This window comes from Flavobacterium sp. P1_E4 (assembly GCF_056405915.1).
On the sequence record NZ_JBFUBE010000017.1, the window covers coordinates 69199 to 91249 of the forward strand.

Annotated in this window: 21 protein-coding genes; 3 read left to right on the forward strand and 18 right to left on the reverse strand. The window is 34.0% G+C overall.

What is annotated here, in order from left to right:
- Positions 1-140: 140 nt before the first annotated feature.
- The 6 genes from AC1DY0_RS14835 to AC1DY0_RS14860 form a co-directional block, all read right to left on the reverse strand.
- Positions 141-851 carry a hypothetical protein gene (locus AC1DY0_RS14835; RefSeq protein ID WP_477189361.1) on the reverse strand — a complete coding sequence of 237 codons (711 nt, stop codon included), beginning with the start codon at positions 849-851 and terminating at the stop codon, positions 141-143.
- Positions 852-938: 87 nt separating this feature from the next.
- Positions 939-2378 (reverse strand): MBOAT family O-acyltransferase, encoded by a 1440-nt coding sequence (locus AC1DY0_RS14840; protein ID WP_477189362.1) that lies wholly within the window; start codon positions 2376-2378, stop codon positions 939-941.
- A 12-nt stretch (positions 2379-2390) separates the two neighbouring features.
- A complete protein-coding gene (locus tag AC1DY0_RS14845; protein WP_477189363.1) occupies positions 2391-3440 on the reverse strand; it encodes a hypothetical protein in 1050 nt (349 codons plus the stop codon).
- Between the two features lie 617 nt (positions 3441-4057).
- Positions 4058-4522: a hypothetical protein gene (locus AC1DY0_RS14850; protein WP_477189364.1), complete on the reverse strand. Its 465-nt coding sequence runs from the start codon at positions 4520-4522 to the stop codon at positions 4058-4060.
- Between the two features lie 162 nt (positions 4523-4684).
- The gene (locus tag AC1DY0_RS14855) at positions 4685-5275 is read right to left on the reverse strand and encodes an HD domain-containing protein (protein ID WP_477189365.1); all 591 of its coding nucleotides are present in this window, start codon (positions 5273-5275) and stop codon (positions 4685-4687) included.
- Positions 5276-5362: 87 nt separating this feature from the next.
- The gene (locus AC1DY0_RS14860; RefSeq protein ID WP_477189366.1) at positions 5363-6250 is read right to left on the reverse strand and encodes a YitT family protein; all 888 of its coding nucleotides are present in this window, start codon (positions 6248-6250) and stop codon (positions 5363-5365) included.
- A gap of 303 nt (positions 6251-6553) precedes the next feature.
- Here AC1DY0_RS14860 and AC1DY0_RS14865 point away from each other — a divergent pair, with 303 nt between their 5' ends.
- The 3 genes from AC1DY0_RS14865 to AC1DY0_RS14875 all read left to right on the forward strand — a co-directional run bounded on the left by AC1DY0_RS14865 (position 6554) and on the right by AC1DY0_RS14875 (position 9463).
- Positions 6554-6982: a hypothetical protein gene (locus AC1DY0_RS14865; RefSeq protein ID WP_477189367.1), complete on the forward strand. Its 429-nt coding sequence runs from the start codon at positions 6554-6556 to the stop codon at positions 6980-6982.
- Between the two features lie 175 nt (positions 6983-7157).
- Positions 7158-7610, forward strand: coding sequence for a hypothetical protein (locus AC1DY0_RS14870; protein WP_477189368.1), 453 nt, complete (start codon positions 7158-7160; stop codon positions 7608-7610).
- Positions 7607-9463: an adenylate/guanylate cyclase domain-containing protein gene (locus AC1DY0_RS14875; protein ID WP_477189369.1), complete on the forward strand. Its 1857-nt coding sequence runs from the start codon at positions 7607-7609 to the stop codon at positions 9461-9463. The genes AC1DY0_RS14870 and AC1DY0_RS14875 overlap by 4 nt, the downstream gene beginning before the upstream one ends.
- Positions 9464-9505: 42 nt before the next feature.
- Here the strand turns inward: AC1DY0_RS14875 and AC1DY0_RS14880 are convergent, their stop codons facing one another.
- The 12 genes from AC1DY0_RS14880 to AC1DY0_RS14935 form a co-directional block, all read right to left on the reverse strand.
- A complete protein-coding gene (locus AC1DY0_RS14880; protein WP_477189370.1) occupies positions 9506-10456 on the reverse strand; it encodes an NmrA/HSCARG family protein in 951 nt (316 codons plus the stop codon).
- Positions 10457-10628: 172 nt separating this feature from the next.
- Complete coding sequence (locus AC1DY0_RS14885) at positions 10629-10928, reverse strand: PAAR domain-containing protein (RefSeq protein ID WP_477189371.1); 300 nt, start codon at positions 10926-10928, stop codon at positions 10629-10631.
- Positions 10929-10933: 5 nt separating this feature from the next.
- The gene (gene vgrG / locus AC1DY0_RS14890; RefSeq protein ID WP_477189372.1) at positions 10934-12730 is read right to left on the reverse strand and encodes a type VI secretion system tip protein VgrG; all 1797 of its coding nucleotides are present in this window, start codon (positions 12728-12730) and stop codon (positions 10934-10936) included.
- Positions 12731-12831: 101 nt separating this feature from the next.
- Positions 12832-13296 carry a phage tail protein gene (locus AC1DY0_RS14895; protein ID WP_477189373.1) on the reverse strand — a complete coding sequence of 155 codons (465 nt, stop codon included), beginning with the start codon at positions 13294-13296 and terminating at the stop codon, positions 12832-12834.
- 31 nt (positions 13297-13327) lie between these two features.
- Complete coding sequence (locus tag AC1DY0_RS14900; protein WP_477189374.1) at positions 13328-14905, reverse strand: phage tail sheath family protein; 1578 nt, start codon at positions 14903-14905, stop codon at positions 13328-13330.
- Positions 14906-15066: 161 nt separating this feature from the next.
- Entirely contained in the window at positions 15067-15531 is a 465-nt protein-coding gene (locus AC1DY0_RS14905; RefSeq protein WP_477189375.1) for an Mpo1 family 2-hydroxy fatty acid dioxygenase, read from the reverse strand.
- A gap of 54 nt (positions 15532-15585) precedes the next feature.
- Positions 15586-16092, reverse strand: coding sequence for a GNAT family N-acetyltransferase (locus tag AC1DY0_RS14910; RefSeq protein WP_477189376.1), 507 nt, complete (start codon positions 16090-16092; stop codon positions 15586-15588).
- Positions 16093-16236: 144 nt separating this feature from the next.
- Entirely contained in the window at positions 16237-16812 is a 576-nt protein-coding gene (locus AC1DY0_RS14915) for a DJ-1/PfpI family protein (RefSeq protein WP_477189377.1), read from the reverse strand.
- A gap of 338 nt (positions 16813-17150) precedes the next feature.
- Complete coding sequence (locus tag AC1DY0_RS14920; RefSeq protein ID WP_477189378.1) at positions 17151-17738, reverse strand: hypothetical protein; 588 nt, start codon at positions 17736-17738, stop codon at positions 17151-17153.
- 168 nt (positions 17739-17906) lie between these two features.
- Positions 17907-19766: a peptidase U32 family protein gene (locus AC1DY0_RS14925; RefSeq protein ID WP_477189379.1), complete on the reverse strand. Its 1860-nt coding sequence runs from the start codon at positions 19764-19766 to the stop codon at positions 17907-17909.
- A 263-nt stretch (positions 19767-20029) separates the two neighbouring features.
- Positions 20030-21568, reverse strand: coding sequence for a S10 family peptidase (locus tag AC1DY0_RS14930; protein ID WP_477189380.1), 1539 nt, complete (start codon positions 21566-21568; stop codon positions 20030-20032).
- A gap of 132 nt (positions 21569-21700) precedes the next feature.
- A complete protein-coding gene (locus tag AC1DY0_RS14935) occupies positions 21701-21871 on the reverse strand; it encodes a hypothetical protein (protein WP_477189381.1) in 171 nt (56 codons plus the stop codon).
- Positions 21872-22051 lie beyond the last annotated feature (180 nt).

The window sequence follows — 22051 nt, forward strand, 5'->3', positions numbered from 1 at the left end:
TGGAGTCGGGCTTTCGGCTTTATCTTTATTTTTTTAAAGAAAAAAAATAAAGGATATCGCCTCAATCCCTTACGCAAAAAAGCCAAACAAACTTATTTGGTATAAAATAAGCTTGTTTGGCTTTCTTGAATAGGTGTTTTTTATTCTACCGCATTATAGAAAACAACATCAGGTTTACCTATTACACCAGCATCCGTCATGATTTTTTTCAAAGCGGGGTCTTTTATTCTCGCTTTTGCTTTCTCTAAATCACTTATGGCAAAAGTTACATAAACCATATTGGGATCATCTATACTTCTGGAAATAGCTCTGTCAACTAATCCATTGAGCATTCTGGTTTCTTTGCCTTCGGCATCATATACTTTTAACCAGGCATCAAAATCCTTTACTTTATGTCCAATTCGCACTCTTCCTTTTAATGTAGCAGGTGATTCTTCAAACCGTATTACATCGGCATATATGAATTCAGGAGCACTGGTTACACCTCCTTTTTTCATTCTATCTTTTAATTCAGGATTGGCGGCAAAATCTTTGGCTTTTTGTAGATCCTCAATATTCAAGAAAACATAGACTTTATTTGGGTTATCCATATCTCTCCCCAAGGCTCTTAATGTTAATCCACTTGCGGTTCTAACACTTTCGTGTTCGTCAAATGCTTTTTTCCAAGTATCAAAATCTTTTACGGTATGGGTTATAACCATAACTTTAAAAGGTTGAAAAATAGGTTCTTCTTTTACTGCTACTTTTTCTGGGGAGCTTTCGGCTGGAGTTACTTCTTTATCACTTTCTTTTTTGCAGGAAGTGAAACTTAAGGCTAGCATTGCCACAAACATTGTCAAAATTGTTTTCATCTTTTTTTTTATTTAATTGGTTTAACTTTACTTACTTTTTTATAAAATCAAAAAATATTTTTAAATAGAAGGGAAAGCTGGTTTACATTAAAACTGAAAATAAATAAAAGAGCTTCCACTTTCTTGGGACCATATCAATAATAACATAATTGTGGACCATGCTAGTCCAAGCTTCCACCAGCTTAGGTTATGTGCGACATCGAGTACTTTAGTGTTTCTCATGAACCAATGTGTGACTACAATTGCGGGGATTATGATTGAGACTTTAATAATTGCCAATGTGGTTAATAAAGCTTTTCCATCTGTTTCGGTTCCGGTCATAGAAATTAACATTTGCCATGCTTTAGAAAAGGTATGTGAACGGAAAAATACCCACGTAATGTTCACTAACATAAAAGTAAGTAGAGCATAAAAAAAGCCAATCAATCCAGTGTCTTTTGGTGCATTGTTTGATTCGTTATTATTGTCTTTTTTGCGATCTCTAAGGTATTTTTCAATCCATAAATATAGACCATGCAAACCACCCCAAGCAACAAATGTCCAGTTTGCACCATGCCAAAGCCCTCCTAATAACATAGTGAGCATTAGCGCATAATACGTTCTGAGTTTACCATGGCGATTTCCTCCAAGAGGAATATATAAATAATCTTTGAGCCAGCTGGATAATGTAATGTGCCAACGTCTCCAAAAATCTGAAAAGCCAATCGCAGCATATGGGTAATTGAAATTTTGTGGCAATACAAAACCTAAACACAAGGCTACTCCAATGGCACAGGTAGAATATCCAGCAAAGTCCAAGAATATTTGACCTGAAAAAGCTAAAACACCAATCCAGGCATCCAATGCTGGTAAAGCATCATTGGAATTAAATACAGCATCGGCTGTGGAAGATAGCATTCCATCTGCTAAAACTACTTTCATAAATAAACCTAAAGAGAGTAATAATAAACCATCAAACATTTGTTTTTTGGAAGCAATTCTTTCGGTTTCAAATTGTGGAACCAGTTGTGGCGGGCGTACAATAGGTCCGGCTACTAAGTGCGGAAAGAATGTAACAAACAAAGAAAAATCTAACATTGATTTTACGGGTTCACTTCTTTTATGATACATATCAATAGTGTAGCATAAAGTGGTGAAGGTATAGAATGAGATACCAGCTGGAAGTATTATGCTTGGTGTAGCAGGATGATATTCCAAGCCCAAAAGATTGGCAAGAGAAACAAAATTTTCAAGTAAAAATGTACCATACTTAAAAAAGCAAAGCATTCCTAAATTGCCTATTAAACTTATCACCAAAAGAAATTTCTTCTTGTGTGGATTGCTTTGAGTGAAAAGGGCTTTACCCACAAAAAAATCAATCACTGTAGAAAGCCATAGCAATAATATAAATGGGGGATTCCAAGCAGCATAAAAGATATAACTAGCAATAAGCAAGTTTATTTTTTTGAATTTCCATGAAATGGGAAGATGGTGTAGAATAAGTATAATTATAAAAAAGGCTACAAATGTATAGGAGTTGAATATCATAATTATAAAGTATTAATTTGAATTTTTCGAAAGTGGAAATTTCCAACCTTTTTCATTTTTAAGAATTTCAATGAAATGTTTAGTGAATGTTTTCGCATCTGCAGGACTTAAATGAGAAAATTCAGGACAATTAAAGTTAGCAATTGCTGGATAGTCTTTAAAATGAATTCCAGTACAATTGGTTATTTGGAGTAGTTTGTTCCAATATTTCTCTCTTGGGAACGCCATATTTTCACCTTCGTAGTAGGGACCGCTTGATGGGGTTCTAACAAATAATACTTCTCCTCCTCTTGATTTTATTTTATCGATAGCAACTTTTACAGATGTAAAAATGTCATTTAATCCTTTTTCTGGCATTCGAGGTGCGTGTTTATTCATTTCACTGAAAAAATGCCAAACTCCTTTTACTTGATTGCATAGTTTAGGATCATTTACAAAATCTTTAGTCATTGCTGATTGCCTATCAAATGTATTACGATTAAATTCCCAAGGAAATATTGGCATCATAAATACTCCAGGCCGACTTGGAATTTCCATTTCATCCATTTTTGCATTAAGCGAAAAATTATCTTTGTCGAGAAATACAAAAAAAGATTCTAAAGGTTCGTTTAATGCAAAACTAGCCTGTTGAGCAGGAGTTTTATCATGGTAGTATTTAATGTTTTCTATAGGTTTTTCATTATTTGGCGGAGCATTTGAAAAAAATAATCCTTCGGTTACATCTATGATAAGTTTTCCTTTAAAATTAGGATCATTGGCTAAATCTTCTAATATCGGTCTTGGGCAACTACCTTCAATTGCTAATTGAACAGCATCAAAGCCCGTTTGACTTTTCCATGTTGCAATGTCTAAATCATATTTATTTCTGGAAGAGCCTATAAAAACAACTGTTGAACTTGGTGATTGATAGACTTTCTCTCTATTATAAGACCATAATGGAGGGCCGTCATCATAGGAATTGTTTACACCAAGGTTTCGAAGATATATTTCCCAGCATAGCAATACACAAAGTGTTATGATAGCCATTAAAACTGCTGATTTTAAAAGAGATTTATTTTCCATTTATATAAATTAAAAATGTTGTTTGATTGAATTATGATTTATAAAAGCATAACGCAAATCGATAAAAGTGTTTATGGTTTATCAATTTGTATTAAAAAAGAGGAAGGGGAGTCCTTGAAAATCAATCTATTTAATTCATCTCGTTTGAGGTAGAGGTGAATTGTTTAACAAATATTTTAACAAAAATACTGAAAATAAATTACATAAAATTGTAAATGGTTAGTTTTTAGCTAATTGAAGTTTTTTTTGTTAACATTTGTTTTGTGAAGTAATAAACAAAATATTACACAAAAAAGACCAAGCATTTGTAAAAGAATTGTTCTTACGATTAATTGTAGTAATCCTTTTTTTATATTTTCAGTTGAATTTAAAAGCTTAGTAAAATTGAACTATTTTAATGTTTAGAATCTTTCAATTTAGGGATAATTATTTTGCTTAACTATTATTAAGACGTTGATTGTATTTTTTGAAATAAATTAAAATATTTTTTATTTATATTTAATTGAAAACAAATTAGATGTGTTTTTTTTTMTAGAGTAATAATTTAAGTAAAATCATGCAGAAAATAACAACTATTTGAAATGAAAAAATTATTTGTTTTTTAGAGTTTTATTATTTTAACTTTTACTTTCGATAATCTCTTTTATAATATTAATATGGTGATTAGTATGAATCTTTATAAAACGAATTGTTGGTTTCAAATTCAATTGTCCCATGAAAGGATGTTCAAAATAATTGTTTGCGGAAAGAGTGTCTAATTTTCTCAAATTACTTTTTACTTTTTCAAGATGATTTTTTAATGAATCGGTTGTGAAATCCTCTTGGGGTCTAACCATTCTAGGCGCTTTGACTTTTCCTCTTGGAATTTTATTAAGTGTGAATACCAGTAAACGATTTAAGTTGAAAGTTCTCTTGTAATTGTCTGGATTTGATTTGTGAATGGATTCGATGACCAAATTCATTGTTAGTAAAATATGTTCAATATGCCAGCCTACCGAAGATTTTGAAACTATTGGATTCAGCAATTCTTGATTGGAAATTTTGCTTTCTAACTCAATCAGTAGTTTTTTTAGTTCTTCCATAGTAATTTTTAATTCAGTATTTTTTTAAGTTTTGAAAATAACTTCAAATGAGAAATCTGAAATACATTTCTTTATAAGGAAGTAAATATAATGGATTCTAATAAAAACCATTAGTTACACCAAAAAAATTGTTGAAATAGAGCTTGATTAATTTTCACAAAACTACTTCTCATTTTTTTGCTCGATAAGTAATTCAAGATTTTTTTGCTTAATTGGGTTTCTGTATTGAATGCAATATGGAGTGTGGTATTGATGAGTTTGGAGGAACTTAATTTGTATATCGTTCCATTCGGCTATACTTAGATTTGGGTTTGTATGTTTTATTTCAAAATATAGATTGGTTCCAATACGTTCAAAACTATCGGTGCCAAGATATTCTAAGTCGGCATCGGCTAGTATGGATTCTAATTTTGTTTTAGGCTCTTGGGGAATAGAGGTTGCCTGAATCATTCCTGTAATAATTTTGATTTCGTTTTTGGTGTATCCAAACTGAGGTAATTTATCTTCGGCTAGTTGGATGCTTGCTTCTTCGTGCCCATCAGCAATGGTACTGATGAACCCAGCGTCATGAAATAAAGCAGCTGTTTTTATTAATACAACATCGTCTTCAGGCATGTTTTCTTTGTGAGCAATATATTCAGCCATCCTTATAACATGTTCGGTATGTTTCCAATCATGATAGGTTAAAAAGGGGGCTAAATTCTCTTTTAATGAATTAATAACGGTATGGCACAATAAATCCCAGTTTTTCATATGAAGATAATATTTGTTTTTTATTGGAATATGGTATCGCCATTCTTCATTCCAGTTTATGTTTTGGAATCATGGCGATTTCATAAACTAATGCTTGGCTTTGTTTCTTAATATACCACCTCTTGCTTCTTTGATGTATTGAATATACATAAAAGCATGTGGATCCAATTGGCTAACTTCTTCTTTTATCCTCAGTAATTCTAATCGGGTTACAACTGTTATTATAATATCGCAATCTGTTTTTTCATGGAATGCATGGGGTAAATAACCTCTTTCTCCTTTAATAACTGTAATTCCTTTACCAAATTGTTGTACAATTAATGATTTTATTGCCTCACTTTGGGATGAAATGATATGTAAAGAAGTGTACTGTTCTATTCCATGGGCAACATAATCGAGGCATTTTATAGCCGAAAAATAAGTAACTATAGAGTATAAAGCAGTACTTATACCAAAAGACCACKCCGCACAAAGAAATAATGTTGAGTTGATGCCAAAAATAACTTCCGATACGTTAAGACCAATTTTTCGAGTAGTAAATAACGCGAGTATTTCGATGCCATCTGCGGCAGCACCACTCCGAATGACAAATCCCATGCCCATTCCTATCAAACATCCTCCAAATAGAGCAATTAACAATCGATCGGATGTTACGGGCTGAATATCAATAAATGTCATACTGGCGGCTATTAATATAAAGGTGATTAAACTTTGAATGGCAAAAGTTTTACCCAAAACGTTTTTTCCAATAAATAAAAAAGGGATATTCAATACCAGTACTAAAATACCAAATGGTACGTGTGAGATTTCATGAATTAATATAGAAGCTCCTATAACACCTCCGTCCAAAAATTTATTGGGAATCATAAAACCTTTTAAAGCTAATGTGATGAAAGCAACTCCAACCAAATTAAGAATGATGTTTTTCAGTTCGAATATTTCTTTCCAGTCTATAGGTTCTTGGTTGAATTTCATATTTTCTTTGGTTTTAAGCGTGAAGTTAGTATGAAAATACACGTACAGTATTAAAAAACAGTTAGTTATTGTTGTAAATTTAAGAAAAATACTTCTTTTGTAGTGTGTTTATCCAATAAAATTATGCTTTAGTCATTTTAATAGAATATCCCTGAGATTTTATGGGGATTCAAATAATAAAATCACTAAATTTGATATGTTTTAAATTTTAAATACCTCAAAATCTAGCTGTTACTTTTCTTTTTCTAAGAAAGATATTGACCTATAAAAATTATTATTTATTAAAACTTAAATAAAATTATTATGGGTAAAAAAGTAAATATCACATTGAGTGTTCAGGCTAGCGGTCTTTATGGAATGAGTAGTCCATCACAATCACAAATAGATAGCCAGTGTTCTATAGCTGACGATAATTCTGGAAGTTCTTCAAATGGAACTTTAGAAGATTTTTTATCAAATGTATATAAAGACAATGATGTAAAGTGGATTGGAGCATCAATTGATAATGGATATACAGTGGCTATAGACAGTATTGTTTCCAAGTCTGGAAGTATTTTTGATTCTACGACACTTAACGGAAGTGGAGGAAGGTCAGGAAATGTATCAGGTAAGGTCAAAAAAAGCACACCGAACCTGCAAATTGATACTTACACAATTAATTTTAGTGTATTTGACAGTGGAAATGCTTCCAAGTCATTTAGTATTGATCCAAAATTGCAGGCAAACCCCTAATTTAATTGTTTTCAATAAAGCCAAAATGCTTATTTTTTTTAGATAAAAAAGCATAAGGCTAATTTTAAAATTATAAACAAGGTTTTATCAATTTCTCTTCCCTAAAATCTGCCCATTATATTAAAATTATAGGTTTATTAAAAACACGTGTATTAATTTAAATAAATCAAATATTATGGACAAAATTGTAATAATAGAATTAAATGCCGAAGCAAAAAAACTCTATTCTTTGAATGAACCACCACAAAAAAGTGTTGACAAAGAATGTGCATTGAGAGACAACCATAACGGAAAAAGTCCAAACGGAAAAGTGGAGGATTTTATATCGAATGTACATCTTAATAAGCGGGTCATATGGGTAGGTGACACGAAAGACGAAGGTTATACTGTTTCAATAGACAGTATCGTTTATTTACCCAATCCCAATGATCCAGATGATTTGGATTTTTTTCATACTAAAACCATTAGTGGAACTGGAGGAAGTGACGGTATTGTAACTGCCATTGTCAAAAATGATGAAAGACTGATCAGTAAACAGGATATTTACACCGTTAACTTCAGTATTTACGAGAATGGTTTATCCCCAAAATGTTTTCGTATCGATCCAAAATTAGAAGCCAATCCATGATGGTATTTAAATCATTCGGCAATTTTACCAAAGCCATTTTTTTAGTATGTTCTATATATTTTCAAGGCCTAAGTATTTATGGTCAGAATCAAAAAGTAGCCGATAGTCTAATCAAAATTTATAAGGGAGATAAAATTTTAAATAATACCGAAAAACTGGAATTATTGCGAAATTTGGCTTTTAACGAGACCGCTAATCTTGAATTATCATTAAAATTTTCTGAAGAACTTATTGCGCTGTCCAAGGCAGAAAAAAATTATTTATACCTGTATAGAGGATATTACCAAAAAGGAAATAAAAAGAGACTTGGCGGAAATTTGAATCAAGCTTTAGATGCTTATTTCAAGAGTGTTCAGGCTGCCATCAAAGCGGGATATACCTCCGGAGAAGGAACTTCCTATTCTGCTATTGCCGATGTATATTCGGTGATGGGGAATGCTAATAATGCTGAGTTATATTATAATAATGCGATTCGGATTTTAAGAAAAACATCTGACACTATTTTGCTTGCTTCAGCATTATTAAATGCTGGTGATGAATACTCTAAGAATTACAAATACAAGCAGGCATTACATTATTTTAATGAATCGGGTTTGTTGTTTAACAAAGTTAATTATCCAATAGGAAAGGCTTATACTTTGGGAGATATTGGAATGGTCTATGCTAAGCAGGGAAAGGATGATCTGGCAATGAAAAACATCAGTGAAGCCATAAAAATACTCGAAACATTGGGAGATTATTATGGTATTTCAGATTATCTTATTTATATGTCCGACATTTATTTAAAAAGAAATGATTGGGTAACTGCAGTTGCCTATGCAAAAAGAAGCTTGGAGCTAGCTCAAAAAAGAGGACTAAAAGATCAAATAAGCAAGTCAAATCTTAGTCTTTCAGTTTTGTATGAAAAAAAAGGAAACCTACCAGAATCTTTTCAGTATTATAAAAAGCACATTATATACAGAGACAGCGTAAATAATGTTGCATCAGTCCAAAAAATGGCCGATTTAAGAACTAATTTTGAGGTTTCTAAGAAACAGGCAGAAGTCGATTTGATGATGCAACAAAAAAGGAATCAAAAACTAATAGCTATTTCTTCCATAATTTCATTGGTTCTTGTTTTCTTTCTTGCAGTTGGTTTATTCAGAAGATATCGTTTTATCAAGAAAACGAATACTATCATTGAAGCTGAAAGAAAAAGATCAGATACTTTATTGTTGAATATCCTTCCTGAAGAGACAGCATTGGAGTTAAAAGAGAGTGGTAAAGTAGTGGCCAAAAGATTTGAATCGGTTACTGTATTATTTACCGATTTTGAGGGATTTACGCAATATGCAGAAAACTTATCGCCTGAAAAACTAGTTGAGAGTGTCGATTACTATTTTTCAAAATTTGATGCAATCATCGAAAAGTATGATTTGGAAAAAATAAAAACATTAGGAGATTCTTATATGTGTGCAGGTGGACTACCTTTTCCAACGGCAGATCATGCTTATAAAATGATTTTGGTTGCCCAAGAAATTTTAGAATTTGTACAGCATTCCAATCGGGAAAATCCTCTCAATCATACTCGTTTTAACATCCGTATTGGGATTAACACAGGACCGGTAGTTGCTGGAGTTGTTGGGACAAAGAAATTTGCTTATGACATATGGGGCGATACCGTAAACATTGCATCAAGGATGGAATCGAATTCATGCCCAGGAAAAATCAATATTTCTGAAAATACATTTGATATTGTAAAAGACTCTTTTGATTGTGAGTACAGGGGAGAAGTACAAGTCAAAAACAGAGGAATGATGAAAATGTACTTTGTGAATAATACAAATCATATTAATGATGCTCTTAAATTTTAGGAGACAAAAAGCTTATGTTTTCATCTCCTAATACATTACAATCTATTCTATCGGTATTTTTGAAGCATTGGAAGAAAGCCACATGTCAAAATTTTGTAGCTCAGGATTTAATTCCTTTGCAAAAGTTTCATTTCGAGCACTATTGAAGTCTTCATTGAAATCCCTTTTAAACTGAAACATATTGCCCAAATCATCGGCACCAGGAAAACCAAAATTGCGATACGCTTCTGGTGTTACGGGATTAAATAGCACTTTTTTATCCAGGGCTTTTGATAGTTTTTCAGCCATTTCATTTCCATTTAATTTTTCTCCTGCAATACCAACAGTTTTTCCAATTAACTCTTTTCCTTTTTTGAAAATTCCATAAGCACATTTACCAATATCTTCTGCTGCTATAGCTGGCAATTTTTTGTCATCCATAGGGAAAGCAATATAGTAATTGCCGTCTTCTCCTTTTTGAGGTCCCATTCCAAAATGAATTAAATTGTCCCAATAAAAAGAAGTTCTCAAGAAAGTAGTTGGTAAACCAGCTTCGGTAAAGAAGTGATCCGCTTCTCCTTTTCCGTCAAAGTGTGGTACTTTGTATTTGCCGTGTAGTGTTGGCATTCTGTCATCATCTAGTCTCATCCAGTTTCTGGTATCTTCTAAAGTTGACCAAATGATATGCTGCAAATGTGATTCTCTGGCGGCTTCAATAAAGTTATTTACTTCTTGTTGTTCTTTTTCAACAGAGAAATGTTCCCAGAAAAAAGTAACGAAATAAGCTCCATAAGCTCCTGCTATAGCATTCTTAATGCTTTGTATGTCATCAATGTTGGCCTCAACTACTTCTGCACCCAATTTTGAGAATACTTTGGACTTTTCGGAATTAGCATCTCTAGTTACCACTCTTACTGCAAACTCACTGTTTTTGTCAGCCAAAATAGCTCTGGCAAGTCCTCCTCCTTGTGAACCTGTTGCACCAAATACGGTGATTATTTTTTTATTTTCCATTTTTTTACTTTTTTTTTCTGAACATAAAGTTAATAAAAAATGAATTAACTATTTGGTTTTTAATGCGTTATATTTCAAGTGTGATTTTACGATAGACACTAATTACTAAGCTTTGTTAATAGGTAAGATGTTATAATTCGATTAAAATCAATTAGGAATCGTATGTCAATGTCTATCCACCAATCATAACATTAAATGCTCCTACTACAATTGATCCCCCGTGGGCAGTTTGATCCCCCATCCTCGCTGCTGGCATTCCGCCAATCATTACTGTTGAAGAACCTTTTACAATCGAATCTGGTGGTCCAACACAAACTAGCATATCACCAACTCTGGCAGCCGGTAATCCTCCAATTAGAACGGTTGGTTCCCCTGGACCAATTATTGGCCCGCCAACATGTGGAATAGGTGGTATTCCTGGGGTTATCATAGGGCATTCGTGAAAATCTGTAAGTCTTGCTGCTGCTGGCATATCGTCTAGTTTATCATTACCATTGCGCCTTTCAGCGTTAATTCCATTCCTCCAGATACTTGTGCCATTTGTCCGCCTTGGGCAGAATATTGCATAGCTGCGGATTCTTTTATATTCAATCCTTTAGTTTCAACATCGCCGCCATTGGATTCGATAGTAATTCCTTGAGAACCATTTATTGTAACTCTCTCCTGAGCCGAAATGTTTATACTTTTTGCACTAGACATATCGATACCGCTACTGGACATTATGATACTATTTTGGTTTTCATCCTTAATGGTGATTTGCTTGTCTTTGTCACTTATAATTATAGTGTTTTTATTAGGAGTGGCAACTGTCCAAATCTTATTTTCATCATCAAATGCTACTGAGATCCCAGATTTGGAAACAATCGCTTTTATTGAATTTCTTTCGTTGGGTTCTATTCCTGCAAAAGGTTTAATTTTGGAGCTGCTATACATACTGCCTAATATTACTGGAAAACGAGGATCTTCGTTTAAAAAGCCAAGTATCACTTCATCACCAACTTCGGGTAAAAAAAAGGCTCCTGCGCCACTAGTTGAATAAAAATTTGATAGTCTAGCCCAAATACCTGATCCATTGGTGTCAAATACCGGAACATCTACTAGGATTCTATATTGAGAATCGGGATCATCAAATATTTGTTTGACTGTTCCGTTCAGAAGTCCTCTAGCTCCTGGTAATAGGCCAGAAGCTGGTGGAGCCATCATATCGGATCCTTCTGTAGACCATATCGGCGATAGTCCAAGACTTACCTCGGATATCCAATTGCCTTGTGATAGTTCATGAATTACGCCAGAGATGAGGTAATCACCATTAAATCGATCTCCAAGACCTTGAAAAGTCATATATTTTCCTGGATCAATCAAATTTGTACCTTGAAATTTGGCTTCTCCCATTATTTTGGAATATTCACTTTTAGTAATTTGAGACTTAGACCAATTATTTAAATCGGGAGATTCTAAAGGTGCCGATGTTTGTAATTGAAAAGAAGAAAGGCCTATCACATCAGATAATTTTTTTGTAGATAGATTGCCAGATCCTACTTTATTTGGCGAGGCTTGACTACTTGTAATTGCTTGGTTTTTATAATCCCAGGAATTGGAAGTTACGTTTCCAAGTTGAGTAGTGGAATTTAATTTCGCATTAAATTCAAGAAGATTATCTCCATAAGTTACTGTAAGTACTGATGTTGTACTTTTATCAGGAGGATTTACAGAAATTTTTCCGTTTATAGTGGTTATAATTAATCCGTTTGCTTCGGCAAGAGACAGTATATAATCCCAATCTGTAACGTAATATTGTACTTGTTCCGGCCATGTTGTATTTGTAGAGGTAACATCTGAGCTTAATCCGTAAGTTTCAATTAGGGTTGATATAATATCACTGTCTTTTTGTTTGGAATAGGTAAGGCTTTTTCGGCCTATAATCATTTTGATGGCTTTGTCACGGCATTCAATTTCTAAAGCTGATCCTACCAAACTATCAATCCGAATGGTTTGACTCATAATTATACCTGAGAAAACAACCTCGTTTTTGTTGTCATATCCTGCTTCAATGGTAATTTCTGCGCCAGGTACAAAGGTCGAACACGAACTTGCTTCAAACGTTCCGGTATCAGGCTCTCCATCTAAGATAACAATTTTTGCATTAGGGATTCGGTTTACTTTTTTTTCAACATGAACTGAAAATATACTTAATTCATCTGGTATAGTATATCCGTTAATTTTAATTGAGAAGGTGGCAGTTCCACCACTTGATATTTCGTTTGATGTACTCATTATTTTAGGTAAAATAGTTAGAAGTATTTGTAATTGGATAAATATTAAAAGTAGGTATATGCAAGTTTGATTGAATCGTGCTGGATAATCCTTATAAGTCATTAACCATTTGAAATAATTAATTGTTCATGTGCAATTTCTATGGTATCAACGGCTATTTCATTTCCATCTGATTTTAGATCGGTACTGGTTATTTTTGTTGGCCAGGCGTTGTTTAATGTCCATTGCATTGTTACATTTCCACTTTCGTCTAACAATTTTATTATGACTGTTCTTCTTTTAATTGTATTCATTACTATTTGCTGATGCCAATCCCAAAAAGTATTGTCATTTACAAAGATGCCCCGCTTCATTGTGACATTCCCGTATTTGGTAGTGCCAGGCATTTTTTCTACAGAAAACAGAGGACTATTGCTTTTGCGATATTCTATAATTTGATTTTCCACATCCATTCCGGACACTTCCTGAAAAGATACTTTTGTAAGTTCTGTACCGAAGTCTACTTCAAATCTAAATTTAGGCATAGGCCATGTTGTACCTTCACTACTACCGTCATCTGTTGCCATATTTTTTTATTTTTAATTGAATTTTAACTGTTTAACTTGATGCTGTCATTTGTTGTTGGAATGTAAACACAATGAATTCGGCTGGATGAACAACGGCTACTTTTACGGTAACATTCATAAATCCGTTAAGAAGATCATCACCAGTCATTGTTGAGCCCAAACCACAATCAACCGAAAAAGCATCGGATGCGCTGGCACCTTGTAGTCCGCCTTGTTGCCAAATTGATATTAAAAAATTTTCAATCATAGATTTTACTGCTTCCCAAGTGTTTTTATCATTGGGTTGAAAAACATAAGACTGAGCAGCCAATTTACAAGACTGTTCAAGAAAAATCATTGTTCTCCTTATGGGGATATATTTCCAGTCCTGGCTATTTCCATCCAGCGTTCTTGCTCCCCAAACTAAAATACCAAGTCCGTTAAACAATCGAATAACATTTATGGATTTACCGGAAATAGCATCAATATTTAATGGGCCTTGCTGGTTATCTGAAAGTGAAATTGTTAGCGATGTTGCTCCGGTTATAGAGGTATTTGCAGGTGCCTGCCAAGGACCAGTTAGGTTATCGGTTGAGGTAATAACCCCAGCCATTGCCCCACTTGGAGGAAGAATATTAGCATCTGCCAATACATGATTTATAATTAAGGAATAAATAGGGCTTGCATTTACAAGTGCACTATTATTTTGGGCAATAGTCAAACCGCTATCAGGATTTTGAATATTGGCAAGAATTGCAGTGATATTAGGATTAGGCGCACTTGCGGGATTGATTATAGGTTCTAATTGTTTTAAGTCACCTCCAAACAAATTGGTGTAATCAATATCTATACTTTGCATTTCAGAAGTTCCTATAAAAGGATAATAAGCGATTCCGTAGCTTAGGCCGTTTGTACCCGTATTCATTCTGAAATTTGCAATATCTTGTGTGTATAAGATAGGATCAGGGGCATCTCCTCCGATGATATCAAACAGACATACAGTTGTTTGCATTTCACTAGCCTGATTTAGCATATTTTGCATAAGTGTACCGTTGTTCTCAAGACTTAGTAAAGTTGCCTCAGGACAGATATACATGGTAGGCTCTTGCGTGGTTAATAATGTAGCAAGACCAGTTTGTAACTCGTTTAACTGTACATTTGGGTTTATAATAGGTGTGCCCGGAGCCATAGGTTCTTGAGAAGCTAATCCGTAAGGTCCTACAGATACAATGTAGGCATCTCCACCTCCGTTTTCATAAAAAAGTTTGACACTATTGTACAAATAATAAATCGTAGTAGGATCTGGAACTATCGAGTAGTAATCCCCTCCATTCATGATATAATCCCCTTTAGTAGGTTGGCTTTTTTGTTGTACCAAATAGTATTGAGGACTATATTGTTTACTCTGATTCGCTGGTGGCGGAGGACTTGGTAAACAAAAATAATTATTGAAATCAGCAAGCGAACTGATTTTTACCGGCACATTCGTGAACGATTTCCCCTGATAAGAGGCCTGTGGTGTGTACCCTATAAATGCTGGTACAGCCGTAGCAACTCCTACAACTGAATTTGGCAAAGCATTTAATTCTTGAATATAAACACCGGGAGTTTGAATGTTTGACGACTTCATTGATTTTAATTTTAAATTAATGTTGTTCAATAATGACAAAAGTTCAAAATAAGATCATCTTAAAAAAGTATTTAATTTATTACATATTTTAAATGACTATGAGTAAAAGTAATACTTTTTTATTGTTGAAGCGCAGTGGATCAGGTATTTATGTTGATCTGTTATTTTTTAGAAAATAAATTATGAACAACCCAGGCAGGTCCAATCATCAAAAATTGAATATCTTTTAAGAATGACGGTTTTTTACCTTCAATGTTATGACCATAAAACTGCCCAATCCAAGCCACAACAAAAACACCGATGGAAAAAGCCCAAAGAGGAACGAACTGTCCAATGTAAAAATTAAGAATTAAACAGAGGAATGAAAAAATAGCTATTTTGATAGCCATGACAACAGACAATCGTAGGTAGAAAAACAATACAAAAATCAAAACAACTACAGCCCAATTTTCAATTATCGGTTGGTTGAGGTGAAGTAAATTATTCAAAAAAGTGCTTGGAATACTCATCAATAAACCCACAATTGAAAAGAAAATAGCTGGAACACAAACGTAGTGTATTGCCTTGTTTTTTGGATTTTGATGACTTACTGCATATTCTTCAAACCATTGGTCTAATGTTTTCATATTTTATATTTTTTTTACTAATTTATAAAATAATAACCAATGGATAAAAAAGGGCTAAAGTATTTTTTCTAAGACTATAAATTCCAGATGTTGGTCTGTAATAATGGTATCATAATCATTGAGTAGGAAAGGTTCTCTTATTCCAGTATCGACGTATCCATGGCGGTTATACCATTCAATTAATTTCTCTCTAATGGTAATAACGGTCATTACAATTTTTGGTAAACCTAAGGATAAGGCATGAACTTCGGCTTCTTGTAATAGTTTTTTTCCAAGGCCTCTATTTTGTAATTCAGGTGAAATAGATAGCATTCCCAGATAGAGTTTATTTCCTTTATTGGTTAGCAAAACGGATCCAATGATTTGGTTGTTTTCTGTGTATTTTAATATAGTATTGTGTTTATTTTTAATAATTTCCTCTAATTCATCTAAAGTAATTCTTTTACCTTCTAAAAGATTAGCTTCGGAGGCCCATCCTTTTTTAGAAGTTTCACCACGGTAGGCAGAGTTAATTAATTTTTCTAAAGCTAAAACGTCTTCTAGTGTTGCAATTGTAATCATGAAGGGTAATTTTGTTTTTGTTTTTTAACTTTTCAAAGATAAAAAAACTACAACAAAATAGCCTTTGGTTGTAGTTTTTGTATGTTTTTATTCGGATTGAATCTTTTATCTTTTTTACCTTAAAATTAATTATTGTTTTGAATTTTAAATTACAATTTTGGCACCCATAATTTTCAGGAATTCTCGAATGAAACTAGGATGCGCAGGCCAAGCGGGAGAGGTGACCAGATTTCCATCTACATAGGCTCCATCTACAGGAATGGATTGAAAGATTCCACCTGCCAATGTCACTTCTGGACCTACTGCGGGATATGCGGTTAGTTTTCGGCCTCTAACAACATCGGCAGCTGTCAAAATCTGGATACCATGACAAATGGCGGCAACAGGCTTATAGGCGGAGAAAAAATGCTGGGTTATTTCGATAACTTTTTCATTCAATCTCAAATATTCTGGGGCTCTACCTCCTGCAATGACCAATCCGTGATAATCGTTCACTTTCACGTCGTCAAAACTGTAGTTCAATGTGAAGTTGTGACCCGGTTTTTCGGTATAGGTTTGGTCTCCTTCAAAATCATGAATTGCTGTTTTTATTGTTTCTCCCTTTTTTTTGTCGGGACAAACGGCGTGGACGGTATAGCCTACCATTTCCAACATCTGGAAGGGAACCATAGTTTCATAATCTTCGGTGAAATCACCTGTCAAGAATAATACTTTTTTCATTTTATACTATTTAAAAAATTAATAAAAAGTTTTAAAAAAACAAGAAATCAGAGTAACTTATATTGTTTTTGTATAAGTAGAATCTGATTTTTTGTTTTATAAAGTTAAGAAAAAAGTATTTACTGGTTTGGTTTTTAGTTATTTAAATTTAATTGTGATTGGAGTTTTTGCGAATGATCTTTTATTATGAAAAGGGATCAATAATATCTGAATGCCCTTGTTTTGCGTGAGTGATGGTAGTGGAGCTCTTTTTTTGATCCCTTTTTTTGGATTAAAAAAAAGCGGGAACGTACAGCACGACCCGCAGTTTTTACGAAGGGGCACGCCCAAATGAAATTTTATTGCTCAGGTATAGTTTTTGGCGGTGTTGTTTCTGCCGGAGTTGAAGTTGGAGCTTCATTTGTTGAAGGAGGAGAAACAATATAATTTGGAACTGCTTGTGGAGTTGCTGGTTTATCGGCAGCTACCGGAGAATTTAATGGCGCCCCCACTGCAATGTCACAGCGGTGTCTTGGCTGGCCGTGAGGAGGATTCATACCCTTTGCAGTTGTGATTACAGATTGGCTCGAATTTGAGACAACTTGTGACGTTGTGGAATTAGCAGCTATAGGGGAGTTTAAAGGAGCGCCTACAGGAATGTCGCAACGATGACCTGGTTGACCATGAGAAGGATTCATTCCCTTGGCAACTTTTACTGGAGCAGCCACAGTTTGTGTCTGAGTTTGTGTCTGAGTTGCAGTATTTTGATTTACACCATTTTGCTGATAAAGTACATTAGGTTGAGGTGTAGCGACAGTTTGATTTGCTTGTGTATTGGCAACTTGATAAAAAGGAACAACAACTTTATGCGTTTGGTTTTCGGCTTCGTTTTTGCAGGAAATCAATATAAATGCTATAATGAATAGGGGAGTTAACAGATTTTTCATGATTTGAATTATTGGTTTTTACAAATTTAGGATTTTTAGTAATACGGTTCTGAATTAGAGTTTGCTTTTTAAAACGAAATTCAAAATGAGGTCATAAAAAAAAACTACAAAATAAAGGAAACTTTACTTTGTAGTTTTTGATTGTATATAAAAAGAAGAATTTATGTTCTAATCCTCTTCAATTTCAAATTCGGCGTCTTTTTCCCAAATCTCCATTTCGCAAGGTTTACAGTTGAATTTTAGTTTGTATTCTAATTCTCCCTGTTTCAATACCAAAGGTTCTTTCAATTTGCCTTCCATGGTGTCTTTATGGTATTTTGGACATTTGGCCAACTCGTATTTTATGCAATACTTGGTGGTCATTACACGTGATTTTCCCGGATCCCATTGCAATTCAAATGCTTTCTCGATTTCGGTCACTCCATGACGTTCGTAAAACTTGCGGGCCAATTTATTGGAAACATTATACATGAAATCCAATTTGGTTTCAGGATAAGGATGGCTAGTTTTTTCGATTTTACGTTCTTCTCGTTTGTAATTTGTCAAGCGAGTTTCGGTTAATTGCTCGTAAACGGTTCTACGCATTTCATTGATTTTTGAAATAGGTAAAAACCAATTATCGGTAAACTGAACTGTTATTTCATCGGCGGTGTAAGGCGTAAATCCTGTTTTGGCCAATTGCGCTTTGATGTTTTCCTCTATGGATTGATTGTTTTTGGTTTGTTCTTTTGGATGAACCAAATAAACTGTACTCATATTTCCATCTTCATCGGTTGCAAGTAACTCAAATCCAGTTTCGTTTTCGAATAATAACAATGAAGTACTTATTTTTCTAACTGCACTATCTTCTCGTTCAACAATTTTGATAAAAGCAGCATCATTGTTTCGGTAAATGAAAGTGCCTTCTTTTAATTCTTTCAATACGTTAGGATAGGCAAGTCCATTTTCGACTTTATTTACGTAAATACCGTCGGCTTCGTTATTTTCATTGATGTAGCACAAACCATCACCATTGTTCAATACGTGTCCGTTTTCTATTTCATAGGCATTCCTAACGGTTCTGATTAGTTTACCGATGTATTGCCCTTTTGATTTTGGGCTTTCCCAAGAACCAATAGTAGCGTGACGTTCATTGACAAAATAATCAGTATAACCACGGTTGAAAGTACGATTTAAAGCTGAATCAAAAGTAAAAGTACATTTTCCAGAAGAGGCTTTGGTATATTTATCATTTTCCTCCAAGAAAGCATCCAGTTTTTGTCTAAGGTAAGAAACGTTGTTTTTTACATAGACAATATCTTTCAAACGACCTTCGATTTTGAATGAACAAACACCAGCTTCCACCAAATTTGGAATTTCGTTTGAAACGTCAAAATCTTTGATAGAAAGTAAATGCGTGCTTTTGATTAACGTTTCTCCATGACCGTCAATCAGATTGTATGGCAAACGGCAGTTTTGAGCACAAGAACCACGATTAGCGCTACGTTCTCCATTGGCAACACTCATATAACAGTTTCCACTGAAAGAAACGCATAGAGCACCAGTTACAAAGAATTCCAGTTCCACATCGGTTGCGTTACTGATTTCTTTGATTTGATGTAAATTCAATTCGCGAGCCAATACTACACGTTTGATTCCTGCATCGGCCAAAAACTTCATCTTGTCGGCATCTCTGTTATTTGCTTGTGTGCTGGCATGTAAGATGATAGGAGGAAGGTCCATTTCCATAATAGCCATATCCTGAATAATCAGTGCATCAACACCAATATCATACAATTTCCAAATCATCTGACGACAAGTTTCTAATTCATTGTCGTAAAGAATGGTATTCATAACCACAAAAACAGGAACATTGTATAAATGGGCATATTGCACCAAGGCAGCAACATCTTCTATGGAGTTGGTGGCATTCGAACGGGCACCAAATTGGGGAGCTCCAACATAAACGGCATCAGCACCACTGTTAATGGCAGCGATACCATGAATTAAATCTTTTGCTGGCGCTAATATTTCTACTTTCTTCTTCATCAGTGATGATCAATTTATAATTTCTAAAAGCTGTTTGCATGTGTTTGCAAAAAGCGTGCAAAGTTCTTATAAATAATCCGAGATTTCTAACTCAAAAGGATTTTTTTTGGATTGTCGGAGAAAAGTAGGATTTATAACAACTAAAAGTAGATGTTTTGGAAAATTGTAGGACAGCCTCATCAAATGCAGAATCACAGTGAGAATGCATTCAAAAAAAAACTGTTCTCAATTTGGAACAGTTTCTTTTATGAAATAAGATGGAATTAATATTTTGCGGGTGCTCCAGTATTAGGTAATGATTGTTTTATGAATTCTCTAATGTCTTCATTTGAAGTCTGTAAGTCTTCTTTTCTTAAGTACATCATATGACCACTTCTATAACCTTTCCATGACATTCGGTCTTTTAGCTTTCCACTAGGGTCCATTTGCCATAAATCATATTTAGCGTTAAAATAATCACAGGCACCATCATAATAACCTGATTGAACCATAACTTTTAAATAGGGATTTTGTGCCATAGCCTGACGTAGATCTTCGGCAGTCTTATTTCCTGTTTCATCCCACGGATGTACTGGACCAAACATATTATATTTGAAATCGGTTTTGTAATTCAAGTTATTTCTGATATACATATTGATTGAAGGGGTAAAGGAGTGCAACCACGAAGATAACTCTGCATTATAATCGGGATTTTCCCCGGCTATTTTACGATCAATGCCTATATAACGGGAATCCAGTCTTCCAATCGTAAAACCTTTATCCCTTAATAGTTCCTTCCAAAAATAATTAAGTGAAACATCTAGATTGCTTTGTAAAACCACTTTTTCTGATAATCCTGAATAATGAGCTATTTTAGTTGCTATTTCTTTTCTTTTGGATTCTTCTAGTGTATTGCCTTTGCTCAAAGCAGGGAGGAGTTCATTTATAGCAAAATCCTCTACTTCAGGAAGCATTGCAGTCAAATCTTTATTTTGCAATTCTGGGGAAAGCATTTTGTGATACCAAGCCGTTGCCGCAAAATAAGGTAATCTAAGGGCGGCTTCAGACACAACGCCTCTTTTGATTCCTAAATCGGTTGGCGATACCAAAATAACACCATTTAGATACATCCATTGCTCTTCTTGTAATTGAAGAGCAAGTCCAGCAACACGGGTTGTTCCATAGCTTTCTCCAATTAAGTATTTTGGTGAAGCCCAGCGATTGTTACGATTTACAAAACCATTAATCCAATCTGCCAGATACTTAATATCGGCATTTACACCAAAAAACTTAGTAGTAGGAATGTCTTTATTGATAGGTCTTGAATAAGCAGTATTTACAGGGTTTACAAACACAATGTCGGCAACATCCAAAATGGAATAGGGGTTTTCTTTAATTCCATACGGTTGCACAGGGTAGCCTTCATCATCAATATTGAGAAGGTGAGGTCCAGTATATCCAATTTGCATCCAAACCGAAGCGGACCCCGGTCCTCCATTAAATGAAATAACAAGAGGTCTCGATGCATTGTCTTTTATATCAGAACGTTCATAGTATGTGTAAAAAAGTCCAGCAATTGCTTTTCCTTCTTCATCCCATACAGGCATCGTTCCAGTAGTAGCCCTAAAAGGAACTTTTTGGCCTTTTATTGTCGTAATATGATTGGTTACAACTTGTGAATCTGGTTTAAAAGTTAGGCTGGCTGCCGAAACTTCTTCCTTTGCAGGAGCTGCTGCTGTAGGAGCCGGAGTTGGCGTTGGTTGTTGTGCATACAAAGAAGTAACAAATAGAATCAAAATAAAAGAAATAGAAGTTTTTCTCATAAGGTTTTTGTTTGGTTAATTTGAAGTTGACTTTTTTAAAAAAATAATGTTTTAATTTTGATATGATAGTGATTTTAAACTCTAAAAAAGTTGTCTGCTGTTATTTGAGTGTATCTTGAGTATCGGTTGTTTTTATTCAATCAATTTTAGTTTTTTAAAGGCTTCTTTGGTTGAATTTAATCTGATTATGGAAAATTTATCCATGTTAGTTTCTTCTTTTTCAACTTTGGTGGTAAAAAGATAAACCGAATTATTTGTTTCTAAATAGCCGACTAACCATCCATTACTAATATCATTTCTCATACCCCTACCAGGTTTTCTACTTAAAGTGTAATTTTTATTTTTCTCATTTTAATTCTGTTTTCTTTTGAGCTTAGTTTTTTTTAAGAAATGTAATGCGAATTTACTTTAATTTGTTTTCTAAAACTAGCTATAATTCATCTATCTATAGTCTTTTAAATTCATGTGTTTTGATCGATAAAT